Origin of the sequence: Acrocarpospora corrugata (assembly GCF_009687845.1) — a bacterium.
Taxonomy (GTDB): domain Bacteria; phylum Actinomycetota; class Actinomycetes; order Streptosporangiales; family Streptosporangiaceae; genus Acrocarpospora; species Acrocarpospora corrugata.
In genome coordinates this window covers 36,010-49,151 of sequence record NZ_BLAD01000035.1, presented here as the reverse complement: position 1 = coordinate 49,151, position 13,142 = coordinate 36,010, and the positions used below count along the sequence as shown (strand labels likewise).

The 13,142-nt window shown below is 72.5% G+C and carries 11 protein-coding genes; 4 read left to right on the top strand and 7 right to left on the bottom strand.

Annotation, left to right across the window (positions count from 1 at the left end):
* Nucleotides 1–53: 53 nt before the first annotated feature.
* Complete coding sequence (locus tag Acor_RS00390) at nucleotides 54–1,055, bottom strand: NAD-dependent epimerase/dehydratase family protein (protein WP_155334456.1); 1,002 nt, start codon at nucleotides 1,053–1,055, stop codon at nucleotides 54–56.
* Between the two features lie 148 nt (nucleotides 1,056–1,203).
* Here Acor_RS00390 and Acor_RS00385 point away from each other — a divergent pair, with 148 nt between their 5' ends.
* A complete protein-coding gene (locus tag Acor_RS00385; protein WP_155334455.1) occupies nucleotides 1,204–1,767 on the top strand; it encodes a hypothetical protein in 564 nt (187 codons plus the stop codon).
* Nucleotides 1,764–2,198: a hypothetical protein gene (locus Acor_RS00380; RefSeq protein WP_155334454.1), complete on the top strand. Its 435-nt coding sequence runs from the start codon at nucleotides 1,764–1,766 to the stop codon at nucleotides 2,196–2,198. Before Acor_RS00385 ends, Acor_RS00380 begins: the two co-directional genes overlap by 4 nt.
* Here the strand turns inward: Acor_RS00380 and Acor_RS00375 are convergent.
* The 6 genes from Acor_RS00375 to Acor_RS00350 all read right to left on the bottom strand — a co-directional run bounded on the left by Acor_RS00375 (nucleotide 2,110) and on the right by Acor_RS00350 (nucleotide 9,292).
* Entirely contained in the window at nucleotides 2,110–3,327 is a 1,218-nt protein-coding gene (locus tag Acor_RS00375; protein ID WP_155334453.1) for an MFS transporter, read from the bottom strand. The two genes, Acor_RS00380 and Acor_RS00375, sit on opposite strands and share 89 nt — an antisense overlap.
* Nucleotides 3,324–4,250: a carboxymuconolactone decarboxylase family protein gene (locus Acor_RS00370; RefSeq protein ID WP_155334452.1), complete on the bottom strand. Its 927-nt coding sequence runs from the start codon at nucleotides 4,248–4,250 to the stop codon at nucleotides 3,324–3,326. The genes Acor_RS00375 and Acor_RS00370 overlap by 4 nt, the downstream gene beginning before the upstream one ends.
* Nucleotides 4,251–4,254: 4 nt before the next feature.
* Nucleotides 4,255–5,577: an FAD-dependent oxidoreductase gene (locus Acor_RS00365; RefSeq protein WP_155334451.1), complete on the bottom strand. Its 1,323-nt coding sequence runs from the start codon at nucleotides 5,575–5,577 to the stop codon at nucleotides 4,255–4,257.
* A gap of 11 nt (nucleotides 5,578–5,588) precedes the next feature.
* Entirely contained in the window at nucleotides 5,589–6,764 is a 1,176-nt protein-coding gene (locus Acor_RS00360) for an acyl-CoA dehydrogenase family protein (protein ID WP_155334450.1), read from the bottom strand.
* Nucleotides 6,765–6,921: 157 nt separating this feature from the next.
* A complete protein-coding gene (locus Acor_RS00355) occupies nucleotides 6,922–8,085 on the bottom strand; it encodes an epoxide hydrolase family protein (protein WP_155334449.1) in 1,164 nt (387 codons plus the stop codon).
* Between the two features lie 232 nt (nucleotides 8,086–8,317).
* On the bottom strand, nucleotides 8,318–9,292 hold the full coding sequence (locus tag Acor_RS00350) for a sigma-70 family RNA polymerase sigma factor (RefSeq protein ID WP_155334448.1): 975 nt from the start codon (nucleotides 9,290–9,292) through the stop codon (nucleotides 8,318–8,320).
* 157 nt (nucleotides 9,293–9,449) lie between these two features.
* On the opposite strand from Acor_RS00350, the gene Acor_RS00345 reads away from it, so the two are divergent.
* Together Acor_RS00345 and Acor_RS00340 are read left to right on the top strand one after the other, a co-directional pair.
* On the top strand, nucleotides 9,450–11,312 hold the full coding sequence (locus Acor_RS00345; RefSeq protein ID WP_155334447.1) for an ABC transporter ATP-binding protein: 1,863 nt from the start codon (nucleotides 9,450–9,452) through the stop codon (nucleotides 11,310–11,312).
* Complete coding sequence (locus Acor_RS00340) at nucleotides 11,309–13,093, top strand: ABC transporter ATP-binding protein (RefSeq protein WP_155334446.1); 1,785 nt, start codon at nucleotides 11,309–11,311, stop codon at nucleotides 13,091–13,093. Before Acor_RS00345 ends, Acor_RS00340 begins: the two co-directional genes overlap by 4 nt.
* Nucleotides 13,094–13,142 lie beyond the last annotated feature (49 nt).

Sequence of the window (13,142 nt, the reverse complement as noted above, 5' to 3'; positions counted from 1 at the left end):
CACTCCCCTTCCCGGGGGTTCTGGAAACGGTCTGAGGTCCTCCCGCGAGACCGTCATCGGACCGCCACCCGCTCGGCCGCGCCCGCCTGCCGGGCGGTGATCCGCCCGGTGGCGCGCAGCCAGCTCACGGTGTCGCCCATGGTCTCGGCGAGCGGTCTGGCCGGGACGGCGAGCGTGGAGGCGCCCTCGTCCACGGGGGTGGCGACCGCGCAGGTGTAGACGGCGCCGTACTGGGCGGGTATGTGCCACGGCCACCAGCGCTGGGCCAGGTCGGCCAGGCGGGCGGCCGGGAGCATCGCCCGGGCGGGCAGGTACGCGGCCCGCAGCGGACGCCCGGTGACCTGGCGCAGCGCGCCGAGGAACTCCCGGGTCGCCACATACCTCCCAGGCCCGAAATGCCGCCCGCCGACGTCGGGGCCGGTGAGGGCCCGCAGGTGCAGTTCGGCGGTGTCGCGGACATCACCGAGTGGGAAACCGCCGGTCGGCCACATCGGCATCAGCCCCCGCAGCACATCCCGGATCCGGGCGTTCTGGTCGCCCAGCCGGGGATCGTCGGGCCCGGCCAGCGCGGGCGGATAGGTGATCACCACCGGCACGCCGTCCAGCTGGTGGCCGCGCGCCACCTCCTCCGCGCCCGCCTTGCTGGCCAGGTACGTCTCCCGCGGCCGGCCCACCGGCGAGGTCGGCCCGATGACGCCCGGCGGCGCGGGATAGAGCGCGCCGACCGTGGACACGTGCACGATCCGGCCGACACCCGCGCGCCGGGCCGCGCCCAGCACCACCTCGGCGCCGCGCGTGTTCACCCGGCGCATCTCGGCGTGCCGCCTGCTGTCGAAGGAATAGACGGCCGCGGCGTGCAGCACCGCGTCCGCGCCGCGCACCGCGCGGGCGACCGCGGCCTCGTCGGTCATGTCTCCGGCGACGGCGTCGACGGCGTCGTGCTCGACCCCGGCCGGGTCCCTGACCAGCAGCCGGACCCGGTGCCCTGCCCGGATCAGGGCCGCGACCGAATGGGAGCCGACGAATCCCGTACCGCCGGTAACGCACACCAGCATCTGTAACCCCCCTCGTCGGCCACCAGCGTCCCCCGGGGTTGATCCAGGTGTCTTCTCTCAACGTGCGCTAACGGAGCATTCTGGAAGAAGAAACGCGCTCGCCTGCGGGAAAAGATGGGTACACACTCCAGAGACTCGGAGGGCATCGATGGCAACCCATGCCGCGGCGGGCTCGTTCCCGGTGCAGAACGGCGCGCTGAACACGCGTCATCACAAACTCGGCCTCAACATCTTCCTGTTCATCGTGATCGCGCACTGGGCCGAGCACGTCGCCCAGGCCATCCAGATCTACGCGCTCGGCTGGCCGCTGCCGGAGGCCCGCGGCGTTCTCGGCGTGCCGTTCCCGTGGCTGGTCAAGTCGGAGTGGATGCACTACGGATACGCGCTGTTCATGCTGGTCGGCCTGATCATCCTGCGGAAGGGCTTCACCGGCCGGGCCAGGACCTGGTGGAACATCTCGCTCGGCATCCAGGTGTGGCATCACCTGGAGCACCTGCTTCTGCTGCTGCAGGCGCTGTTCGCCGCCAACCTGCTCGGCCGCCCGGCCCCGACCAGCATCCTGCAGCTGATCGTGCCCCGGGTGGAGCTGCACCTGTTCTACAACGCGGTGGTCTTCGCGCCGATGGTGGTGGCGATGATCCTGCACCGCCGTCCGAACCGGACGGAGAAGGCCCGGATGAACTGCACCTGCGCAGTCCCCGTCCCGGTATGAGCCGCCGGCGGGGTCTGCCGTTCTCCTCGGTGGTGACGGCGCTCGCCGGGTTCATCCTGCTCTGGTTCACGGTCCCCGGCATCGGCCCCGCGGTTCGCGCCGCGCGGGCTGACGGGGTCTCCGGCGTCTTCACCGCCAGAGAGCTGGTCTGCGTCCAGCATCCCGGGCACGAGAGCTGCACCTGGACGGGCGACTTCCTGGCCCCCACCGGGCAGGTCAGGGACCGCGTCTCGCTGTACGGCAGCGGCCGGGAGAGCATGCGCGCCGGCGCGACCGCCTCCGCCGTGGACATCGGCAGGACCTACTGGGTCTACGGGCCCGACGGGTCAGACGAGTGGGTGTTCACGGGGCTGCTGCTCCTGTTGGGGGCGGGACTGCTGGCGTACGCGGCGCGGGCGGCGGTGGTGCGCCCGCGCGCCGCCGCGACATGAGCAGCGCCAGCGCCACCGCGACGCAGATCAGGGCGGCCACCAGGCCGAGCGCGGGCTTGGCCGCGCCGAAGTAGTCGCCGATCGCGAAGGCCCCCAGCGCGCCGCCGAGCTGCCGCGCCGTGTTCAGCGTCCCCGACGCCACCCCCGCCAGGTGCGGCGGGATCGCGCGCAGGCCCTCGATGGTGGCCGGCGCGAAGGCCAGCCCCATCCCGATCCCGATGACGCCGAGCGGGATCAGGTAGGAGGCCGCGTCCGAGGTCAGGTAGGCGACGCCCAGGACGCCGAGCGCGTAGAGGGTGAGCCCGCCGGCCAGCGGCAGCCGTCCGCCGACCTTGTCGGCCAGCTTGCCGGACAGCGGCGCCAGCGCGGTCAGGGCGAGCGTCATCGGGAGCGCGGTCACGCCGGACATCAGCGGGCTCAGGCCCAGCGCGTGCTGGGTCTCCAGCACGTAGACCAGGAGCAGGCCGTACAGCGAGAAGGAGGTGATCGCGGTGATCGCGACGGCCAGGGTGTAGTCGCGGTGCCGGAACAGGCCGGGGACGGCGGTGAACCGGTGCGGGCGGGGCGGGCGCAGGTCCGGGATGAGCAGCAGGGCGAGCGGCAGCGCGGCCAGGCCGACCGGCACGTTGATCAGGAAGACCGACTGCCAGCCGAACCGGGTGACCAGCAGGCCGCCGAAGGTCGGGCCGCCGACCGAGGCGGCCCCGGCGACGGCCGTGAAGATGCCGAGGGCGAGGCCGCGCCGGTGCGCCGGGAAGATCGCATGGATCAGCGCGAGGGCCTGCGGGACGAGCGCCGCCGCGCCGACGCCCTGGGCGACCCTGGCGGCGACGAGCAGGCCGGGCGTGGGCGACAGCGCGCACAGCAGCGACGCGCCGGTGAAGACGGCCAGGCCCGCGGCGAACACGTTGCGCGGGCCGAGCAGGTCGCCGACCCGGCCGAACACGATCAGCAGGGAGGCGAAGGCGAGCAGGTAGCCGTTGAGTATCCAGACGATCTGGCCGACCCCCGCGCCCAGCGAGGTCATGATCGCCGGGGCGGCCGTGTTCACGATCGTGGTGTCCACCAGGATCAGGAAGTTGGCCACGCACAACACCGCGAGGGCACGCCAGGGATTCGCCGGATTCATGGTCCTCCAGAACGAGCGCGGGCCGTCATCATGCTGGCCCACGCGGTCACCTCCAGCAAGGCCCGGTCGCTGGGGTCGGTGGCCCGGAAGGCGTCGATCGCCGTGCCGGCCTGGTAGGAGGCTTTGGCGGTGAGCAGCGCGAGGCGGGCCACCGGGCGGTGCCCGGGGGCGAGCCCGGCCGCCGCCTCCGTCGCCCAGGCGGTGCTGAGGCCGGGCGGGGTTCCGTCCCACTTGCCGACCTCGGCGGTGACCAGGTCGCGGACCGGCTCGGGCACCGAGCGCTCGCCCGCCGCCGCGACGGCCGCGGTCGCCCGCGCGACCGCGCCCGCCACGTACGGATTTCCGTCCGCCCAGGACAGCTCGGCCGGGAGCGGCGCGTCCGGCAGCAGCCGGAGCGAGTCGCCCGGTGGCCGCGGCTTGCGGGCCGACGCCCCCATCATGGCGCCGAGGACGCGCAGCGCGCCGCCGCGCATGCCCCCCGGCACCTCGGGCGGGAGCGGCGATTCGCCGAGGAACACGTTGACCATGCGATTGAGGTAGTGGAACGTCAGCCGGGTCCCGACGACCTCAGGCAGCGGCCCGGGCTCGGCCGGGGCCGGGCCGCCCAGGCCGCGCAGGGTCGCGCCGTGCACGTCCACGCAGTACGGGCAGGCGTTGGCGCGGGAGACCTCGGTCGCCACCAGCTCCTTGGCCCCCCGCGCCACCTGCCCCTGGGCCAGCAGGGACTCCCGCAGCAGCATCCAGGCCGCGGCCATCACCTCGGGCGCCGCCGAATGCAGCGCGACCGGCGGGGCCAGCATCCCGAAGTCGCGCTCCACCTGGGCGTACACCTCCGCCACCAGCCCCCTCGCCGCCCCTGGCGGCACCGGCGTGACATGCCGGACCTGGGCGAGGGACCTCCGCAGCGCCCTCTTGACGATCACCGGACTAGGCGTTCTGGGTCTCGGGCTGGTGCCGGGAGACCCGCAGCGCCATCGCCGGCCGCATCAGCGACTCCACCGGATCGATGAGCCCGGCCACCCGCATGAACGCGGCGGTGACGATCCCGTCGTGCTCGGCCGCCGCCCGCAGCCGGTCCATGTACGCGTTGCCCATCAGCACCTCCTCGCTCCGCTCCCCCTCCACGCCGGGGAAGCTGAGGTCGCCGCCGGCCGCGACGCCCCACGGCGCCTCGATCACCTTGGCCACGTCGGTGAAGAACGCCTTGGCGTCGGGCAGGCCGCCGCCCTTCAGGTGCTCGCGCAGGGTGAGGCCCTCCAGCGCGGCCACCGTCATGCCCTGGCCGTACACCGGATTGAAGCTGCACACGCCGTCGCCGACCACCAGCAGCCCCAGCGGGAAGCGGGTGAGCCGCTCGAAGTGCTTCCAGACGCTGGCCGGGTAGCGGAACGCCACCCGCTCGTCCAGCACCTCAGCGTCGTGCACGGCCTCGTGGATGTCCGGCACCGGCAGCGACTTGACGAAGGCCAGGTGGCCCTCGGGGTCGGTCGGGGCCTGGTCGCCCAGCATGCCGGTGAGCGAGAGCAGGTAGCGGTCGTTCAGCCGGGAGAAGAACGCGCCGCGCGGGTGGTCGGGGGTGGCCACGCAGAGGATCGCCATGTCCTCGCCGAGCACGTTCTCGCGCAGCCGGTAGTGGCAGGTGGTGTAGGAGAGGCCGATCTTGACGCGGTCCTCCTCGGGGCGCGGGTAGCCGAGCTCGGCCAGCCAGGCGGGGGTGCGCGAGCCGCGCCCGGTGGCGTCCACCACCAGGTCGGCGGTGAGCTCGACCTCCGCGCCCTCACCCTCGGGCGCGACCTTGACCCCGGTGATCCGGCTCCGGTCCTGGGTGACCGTGAGCGAGAGGATGACGTGGTTCTCCAGGAACCTGACGTTGGGCAGGGCCTGCACCCGGGCGCGCACCGCGCCCTCCAGCTCCGGCCGGGTGGCCGAGATCACCTTCAGGCCGGTCGCCTTCGGCTGGAGCCGATGGCCGTTGAAGTACCAGCGCAGGTTGACGCCCATGTCGCCGGTGGGGATCCCGGCGTCGGCCAGTTCCCTGGTGAGGCCGGGGAACATGCCCTCCAGCACTTCCTGGCCCTTGGCCAGCAGGCCGTGCGCGTGCGCCCCCTGCGGAACGCCGCGGCGTGGGTCGGCCACCCCGGCCAGCTGGTCCCGGTCCACCAGCAGGACTTCCTCGAATTGCTCCGACAGCACCTTGGCGGCCACCAGGCCGGCCATCCCGCCGCCCAGCACCACCGCGCGGTTCCGCATCTTCTGCTCCTCTACAGGTAGAAGGTATTGGGCGGCATCCCGCACAGGATGCGGCCGTAGAGTTCACGGTTGGTGTCCGGATGCATCAGCGCGTGCAGGTTGACGGCCTGCATGTCGCGCTGGATCCGCTGCATCGGCACGTCGCTGTAGATGGACGAGCCGCCGCTCGCGGTGGTCAGCAGATCCACCGCCTGCTTGGCCAGGTCGCAGACCGCGCCCATGTCGGCGCGGGCGCGGGCCCGCTCCTCCGCGGTCCACTCCGCGCCGGACTTCTCGTCCACCTGGCCGGCCAGCCGGAGGGCGTGGAACTCGGCCTCGTCGATCAGCAGCCGCGCCTCGGCCACCTGGAAGTGGGTGAGCGGGGCCTCCCGCTGGCTGGTGTACGCCGTGTAGGTGATGTGCCGGTCGGGCAGCCGGCCGAGGAAGGCGTCCCAGGCGCCCTTGGCCATGCCGAGCACGGTGCCGACCGAGGAGGCCGAGGCGACCGGGAGCAGCGGGTTGCGGTAGATCGCGCTCTCGGCGTTGCGCTTGGAGCCGTACTGCTCGTGCAGGATCGCGCCCATCGAGAGGATGCGCTCCTCGGGGATGAACACGTTCTGGGCGATCGTGGTGATGCTGCCGGTGCCGCGCAGGCCCGAGGTGAACCAGTCGTCCACGATCTGCAGGTCGGCCAGCGGGACCAGGGCCATGATCGGCTCGTGGCCGCCCTCCGGGGTGGGGCTGACCGCGACGATCACCTGCCACGTGCTGTGCCTGGCGCCGCTGATGAAGCCCCACTTGCCGTTCAGCACGGCCCCGCCCGGCTGCCGTACGGCCATGCCGGTCGGGCTGAGCGTGCCGCACAGGCGGGTGTCGGGCGAGTCGAACACCTCGTCCTGGACGTCGTCGGGGAACATCGCCGCCATCCACGACGTGATCCACCAGACGGACGCGGTCCACGAGGTGGAGCCGTCGCCGCGGCCGAGTTCCGAGGCGACCCTGACCATGGTGCGGGCGTCGCTCTCGTAGCCGCCGTACCGGGCCGGGACGCGCATCCGGTAGATGCCGGCGTCGCGGAGCGCGTCCAGCGAGTCGGGGGTCAGCTGCCTGCCGTCCTCGGTGCTGAGCGCGTTCGCCTGGAGCAGCGGAACCAGTTCCGACGCGCGCCGGACGAGCTCTTCCTGGGCTGGCGCCTGAGCGTGTTTCACCGGGCCTCCTCGTTATTCCGAATAACCGATGCGGCGGCGTTTCCGGCGGGCCCGGATAACGCTTGCCGCGCTATTGGCGCGACGCTGGAATTCGCGCCGCAATTCATCTGGCGCGCGGGCGACCGGCGCGGCCGGTCACCCGCCGGGCCTGAAACGTTCATCCGCGCAGCGATCGCTGAAAGGCGCGTACGTCGGCGACGTACAGGTCGGGCTCCTCCATCGCGCCGAAGTGGCCGCCGCGCGGCAGCTCGCTCCAGTGGGTGATGGTGGGGACCAGCCGCTCGGCCCAGGACCTGATCGGCGCGGTCGCGTCGCCGGCGAAGACGGCCACGCCGACCGGCTGGGTGACCGGCCAGGGGCCGCCGAACTTGGCGGCCACGTTGGAGACGGTCCGGTCGGTGTTCTCGTAGTAGAGCGAGCCGGACGAGAGGGCCGTGCGGGTCAGCCAGTAGAGGGAGACGTTGGTGAGCATCTGGTCCCGGTCCACGGCGTCCTCGGGGGCCTTCTCCGCGTCGGTCCAGTCCATGAATCGCTCGACGATCCAGGCCAGCTGGCCGACCGGCGAGTCGGTCAGGCCGTAGCCGATCGTGTGCGGGCGGGTGGCCATGAGCTTGAAGTAGGCCGACAGCTCCTGGTCGAAGTGGAGGAGTTTGCCGAGGCCGGCCATCTCGTCCGGGGTGAGCGCGGCCATCTCGGCCGGGTCGCCGGACGGGAAGGTGACCAGCATGTTCACGTGCACGCCGAGCACGTTCTCCGGGTCCACCTGGGCCAGCTGGAAGGAGATCATCATCCCCCAGTCGGAGCCCTGGGCGATGTACCGCTGGTAGCCCAGGCGGCGCATCAGCTCGGCCCAGGCGCGGGCCACCCGCCAGGAGTCCCAGCCGGTCTCGGCCACCGGGCCCGACAGGGTGAAGCCGGGCAGCGACGGGATGACCACGTGGAACGCCTGGGACGGGTCGCCGCCGTGGGCGCGGGGGTCGGTGAGCGGGCCGATCACGTCCAGGAACTCGGCCATCGAGCCGGGCCAGCCGTGCGTGATGATCAGCGGGGTGGCGTCGGGTTCCGGCGAGCGCACGTGCACGAAGTGCACGTTGGCGCCGTCGATCTCGGTGACGAACTGGGGGTGCTCGTTGAGCCGGGCCTCGGCGGCGCGCCAGTCGAAGCCGGTCCGCCAGTACTCGGCCAGTTCCTTCAGATAGTCGAGGGGGACGCCGCGGCTCCAGCCGGTTCCTGGCGGCTCTTCCGGCCACCGGGTCCTGGCCAGCCGGTCGTGCAGGTCGTCCAGGTCGGCCTGCGGAATTTCAATGCGAAATGGACGCATTTTCAGCCACCTTCCAGATTAGGCCATGACATTTCGGGCATTGCCCGGAAAAATGGCACTATTGGGGCGTTTTGCTTTTGGGCGTGGCAAATCACTCATCCGGCGCAACCGGACGGGTGGAGGGAACGGGAGACGCACGGGCCAGCGTGCGATGCGGCCGGCCATGGCCGCCGGGGCCGCATATTCATGGTCGGCCCGGCCGGGCCGTGACGCATCTCCCTAAATGCCGCGTCTATCCGGCGGCGGCGTACTCCATGGGCAGGCCGAACGAGCCGAACAGCTCCGGCGAGAAGAACACCGAGACCCGGTGCACGTAGCCGCCCTTCAGGCTCAGCACGTGCATCGAGTAGGCGCGGTGCACCCGCGCGTCCTGACGCAGGTAGAAGGCGAAGGCGGGCTGCCCGTTGGCCCGGGTCGGGACCATCAGGGTGTCACCCGGCCCGGCCGGGCACTGGGAGGCGATCAGCCGCCCGATCGCCGCGCGCCCGCTGAACCAGGCCGCGAACGGCGGCATCTCCCAGACCGCGTCCTCCTCCAGCAGCCGCATCAGCGCGGCCACGTCGGCCGTCTCCATCGCGGCCGCCCACCGGTCCAGCAGCTCGCGCTGGTCCCGCCGGGCCGGCTCGGTGTAGTCGTCGTCGGCCGAGACCTCGCCCAGCTGGGCCCTGGCCCGCTGCAGCATGCTATTGACCGCGGCCGTGGTGGTGTTCAGCAGCTCGGCCACCTCGTTGGCCCGCCACTCGAAGACGTCGCGCAGCAGCAGCACCGCCCGCTGCCGGGGCGGCAGGTGCTGGAGCGCGGCGGCCATGGCCAGCCGTACCGTCTGGCGGGAGTGGACGATCGCGGCGGGGTCCACGTACTCGGGCCGCAGCAGCGCGTCCGGCAGCGGTTGCAGCCAGGGGATCTCCGGCTGCGCCGGGGGCAGCCGCTCCGGGTCCTCGCAGGGGCCGCCGAGCCCGGTGGGCATCGGCCGCCGGTTCCGCTGCTCGACCGCGGTCAGGCAGGCGTTGGTGGCGATCCGGTACAGCCAGGTACGGATCGACGAGCGCCCCTCGAACTGCTCGTAGGACCGCCACGCCCGCAGGTAGGTCTCCTGGACCAGGTCCTCCGCCTCGTCCACCGAGCCGAGGATGCCGTAACAGTGCGCCAGCAGCTCGCGCCGGAACGGATCGGCCAGGCGGGTGAAGTCACCCTCGCGATCTGCCATCCGACACTCCCTGCTCCGGCCGCCAAGACTGTCAGATCCCACCGTAATCATCCGGCCCGTGCTTGTCCCTACCTGATCTTTGCGCGGAGCCGATGAGTTTTGGACGCACGTCTGGTCTGTACTTGTGAAGTCCGTTGCAGCAGTCCCAGGAGGTGGCATGCGAGCCCTGTCCAAGCCGCGCGAACTGGTGGCCGCCCGGTGGCTGATCGCCCGGCAGGCGCCCCGTGGCGGACGCGGGCTGGTGCTCCTGCTGGTGCTGGTCAATCTGGTGCTGGGCGTGCTGCCCGTGGTCTTCGTGGCGGCCACCAGCGTGGTGCTGGGGCGGGTGCCCTCGGCCGTACGGGACGGGCTGGACTCGGCCGCCTGGGACTCGCTCGTGGCAGTCTTCGTGGTGGCCGCGGCGGCGTTCGTGGGGCAGCAGATCTTCGCGCCGCTCCAGTCGACGCTGGGCGAGCTGCTGGCCCGGCGGATCGACGGCCAGGTCTACGACGAGCTGATGGGCGCCGCGCTGCGCAGCCAGGGCATCGCGCCGCTGGAGGACCAGGAGGCGGTGGACGCGCTCCGCACGGCCGCCCGGGAGCTGGAGTTCGGCGTGCAGAGCCCCGGCCAGGCGTGCGCGGGGCTGCTCGCGCTGCTGGCCCGCTACACCCAGCTGACCGGCTACGCGGTCGTGGTGGGCCTGATGTTCTCCTGGCTCGCCGCCGCCGGCCTCACCGTCGCGGTGCTGCTCTTCCGGTACGGCCAGCGCGGCGGCCTGCGCAAGTACGTCAAGGTCCGGTTCGCCCTCGGCCCGGCCGAACGCAAGGGCGACTACTTCCGCGACCTGGCCACCCAGCCCGCCGCCGGCAAGGAGATCCGCGTCTTCGGCCTGACCGGCCATCTGCGGGACCGGCTGCGGGACTCCTACCTGACCTGGCTGAAGCCGATGTGGGCGGAACGCCGCCGCGTCTACCTGTGGCCGTTCGTCGGGTTCGCGCTCTGGACGCTGGCGGTGATGGCCGCCGTCTTCGGCGCGGCCGGCGCGGCCGGAACCCTCACCCTCACCCAGTTCGTCCTGGTGATGCAGGCCTGCCTGGGCGCGCTCCGCCTGTCGGAGTACTACCCGGAGGCCGACCTGCAGACGGCCGTCGGCATGGAGGCCTACGACCGGGTGCTGCGCTTCGCCCGCCACGTCGAGACGCCGTCGGCGCCGTCGCCGGGCGGGGCGATCAGGCCCTGGCTCCCGTCCCGCATCCCCGACCCGGTCTGGACGATCCAGTTCGACGACGTCACCTTCGCCTACCCGGGCCAGAGCCGCCCGATCTTCGAGAACCTCAACCTGACCTTCCCGATCGGCCGCTGCACCGCGATCGTCGGCCTCAACGGCGCGGGCAAGACGACCCTGGTCAAACTCCTGGCCCGCCTGTACGAGCCGACCTCGGGCGCCATCCGCGCCGACGGTGTGGACATCGCCAGCTACCCGATCGAGGTCTGGCGCGCCAAGCTGGGCGTGATCTTCCAGGAGTTCGCGAAGTACGAGGCCCCGGCCGCCGACAACATCGCCTTCGGCGCGGTCGCCGCCATGGACGACCGGGCCGGCATCCGGGCCGCCGCCGACGCGGTCGGCCTCACCGAGACCCTGGACGCGCTCCCCCTCGGCCTGGACACCCCGCTGGCGCGGCACCTGACCGGCGGCGCCGAACTCTCCGGCGGCCAGTGGCAGCGGGTCGCGCTGGCCCGGGCGCTGTTCGCGCTCCGCCACGGCTCCCCCATCGTGGTCCTGGACGAACCCACCGCCAGCCTCGACGTCCGCGCCGAGGCCCAGTTCTTCGAGACCTTCGCCGCCCTCACCCAGGGCGCCACCACCTTGCTGATCTCGCACCGCTTCTCCACCGTCCGCCAGGCCGAGCTGATCGTCGTCCTGGAACACGGCCGGATCATCGAACAGGGCGCCCACGAGCATCTGCTGGCCCTGGAGGGCCGCTACGCCACCCTGTTCCGGCTCCAGGCCGACCGGTTCACCAGCGAGGTCCCGGCATGAGGGACCTGCTCTCCGGCGCGGTCCAGATGATCTCGACCGCCTGGCGGATGGACCGCCGCAAGACGATCGTCTCGGTGGTGCTGATGGTGTCCGGCGCGGTGGCCGCGCCCGCCCTGGCCGCCGCCCTGGCCTGGATGACCGGCGCGGTGGTGGCGGGCGACACCGGCGGCGCGGCCGTGGCCGGGGTGGTCGTGGCGGCGCTCGCCGTGGCCGTCCTGACCTTCGGGCACTTCGCCCACCTGGCCTACTTCGAACTCTCCGAGCTGGCCGAACTCGACTTCGCCGAGCGGCTCATCACCCTGTCCAACGGCTCGGCCGGGATCGAGCACCACGAGCGGCCCGAGCACGCCGACTCCCTCACCGTGCTCCAGCAGGAGGCCCGCCAGTTCCGGGTCGGCCTGGAGGCCCTGCTCAACAGCATCGGCCTGGCGCTGGCCGTCGCGCTGACCGCCGTGCTGCTGGCCCGGGTCAACCCGTGGCTGCTGCTGCTCCCGCTGGCGGCGCTGCCGCCGCTGCTGACCGGCCGGATCGCCGAGCGGATCAGCGACCGGGCCAGGACCGCCACCGCCGAGCCCACCCGGGTCGCGCTCAACCTGTTCCACCTGACCACCTCGGCCAGGCTGGCGGGCGAGCTGCGGGTGTTCCGGCTGGCCGACGAGCTGCGCGGGCGGCACCGCTCGATCTGGGCGGCCGCGACGCGCGGCCTGGTCCGCGCGCACCTGGCCGCGACCTGGGTGCGCGCGGCGGGTCAGATAATCTTCGCGCTGGCGTATGTCGGCGCGGTCCTCCTGGTGGTCCGCGACGCGATCACCGGGCGGCGGGGCGTGAGCGACGTGGTCCTCGTCATCGCGCTCGCGGCACAGGTGAACCAGCAGGTCACCACCGCCGTCACACTACTGCAGGACCTGCAGCGCATGGCCGCCGCGTACCGCAGGCTGGCCGACCTGGCCAGGGTCGTCACCACGACGGGCCCAGGTTCGCCCGACCAGTCGCCGCCCGACCGGCTGCGCGACGGGATCACTCTGCGGGACGTGTCGTTCACCTACCCCGGCACCGCGACCGCGGTGCTGGGTGAGGTGAATCTCCGGCTGCCCGCCGGCGGCACGGTCGCCATCGTCGGCGAGAACGGCGCCGGCAAGACCACCCTGGTCAAACTGCTGTGCGGGTTCTACCGCCCGACCCGCGGCCAGGTCCTCATCGACGGCGTCGACCTGAGCCGGATCGCGATCGACGACTGGCGCGAGCGGATCGCCGCCGGTTTCCAGGACTTCATCCGGTACGAGTTCCCGGCCGGCGAGACCGTCGGCGTCGGCGACCTGCCCCGGCTGGCCGACCAGGACGGGATCCGGGCCGCGCTGGCCCGCGCCCAGGCCGGCGACGTGCTCGGCCAGCTGGAGCACGGCCTGGACACCCAGCTCGGCAAGACCTACGCCGACGGCGCCGAACTGTCCGGCGGCCAGTGGCAGAAACTGGCGCTCGGCCGGGCGCTGATGCGCTCCGCGCCACTGCTGCTGGTGCTCGACGAACCCACCTCCGCGCTCGACCCGCAGGCCGAGCACGCCCTGTTCGAGCAGTACGCCGAGCAGGCCGGCCGGGTCAGCGCCGCCACCGGCGCGATCACCCTGTTCGTCTCGCATCGCTTCTCCACCGTCCGGATGGCCGACCTGATCATCGTGGTCCAGGACGGCCGGATCGTCGAGACCGGCGCGCACGCCGACCTGGCCGCCGCCGGCGGCCTCTACTCCGAGCTGTTCGCCCTGCAAGCGCGGGCCTACAGCTGACCGAAGCCACGCCTGGTAATCCCCGAACGGCGAGAGTCCAGCCCCGCTC

Bases quoted from the DNA above. Each gene is read 5' to 3' on its own strand.
- Acor_RS00350 (WP_155334448.1), bottom strand. From the start codon at position 9,292: ATGGCAGATCGCGAGGGTGACTTCACCCGCCTGGCCGATCCGTTCCGG.
- Acor_RS00355 (WP_155334449.1), bottom strand. From the start codon at position 8,085: ATGCGTCCATTTCGCATTGAAATTCCGCAGGCCGACCTGGACGACCTG.
- Acor_RS00390 (WP_155334456.1), bottom strand. From the start codon at position 1,055: ATGCTGGTGTGCGTTACCGGCGGTACGGGATTCGTCGGCTCCCATTCG.
- Acor_RS00375 (WP_155334453.1), bottom strand. From the start codon at position 3,327: ATGAATCCGGCGAATCCCTGGCGTGCCCTCGCGGTGTTGTGCGTGGCC.
- Acor_RS00380 (WP_155334454.1), top strand. From the start codon at position 1,764: ATGAGCCGCCGGCGGGGTCTGCCGTTCTCCTCGGTGGTGACGGCGCTC.
- Acor_RS00340 (WP_155334446.1), top strand. From the start codon at position 11,309: ATGAGGGACCTGCTCTCCGGCGCGGTCCAGATGATCTCGACCGCCTGG.
- Acor_RS00345 (WP_155334447.1), top strand. From the start codon at position 9,450: ATGCGAGCCCTGTCCAAGCCGCGCGAACTGGTGGCCGCCCGGTGGCTG.
- Acor_RS00365 (WP_155334451.1), bottom strand. From the start codon at position 5,577: ATGCGGAACCGCGCGGTGGTGCTGGGCGGCGGGATGGCCGGCCTGGTG.
- Acor_RS00385 (WP_155334455.1), top strand. From the start codon at position 1,204: ATGGCAACCCATGCCGCGGCGGGCTCGTTCCCGGTGCAGAACGGCGCG.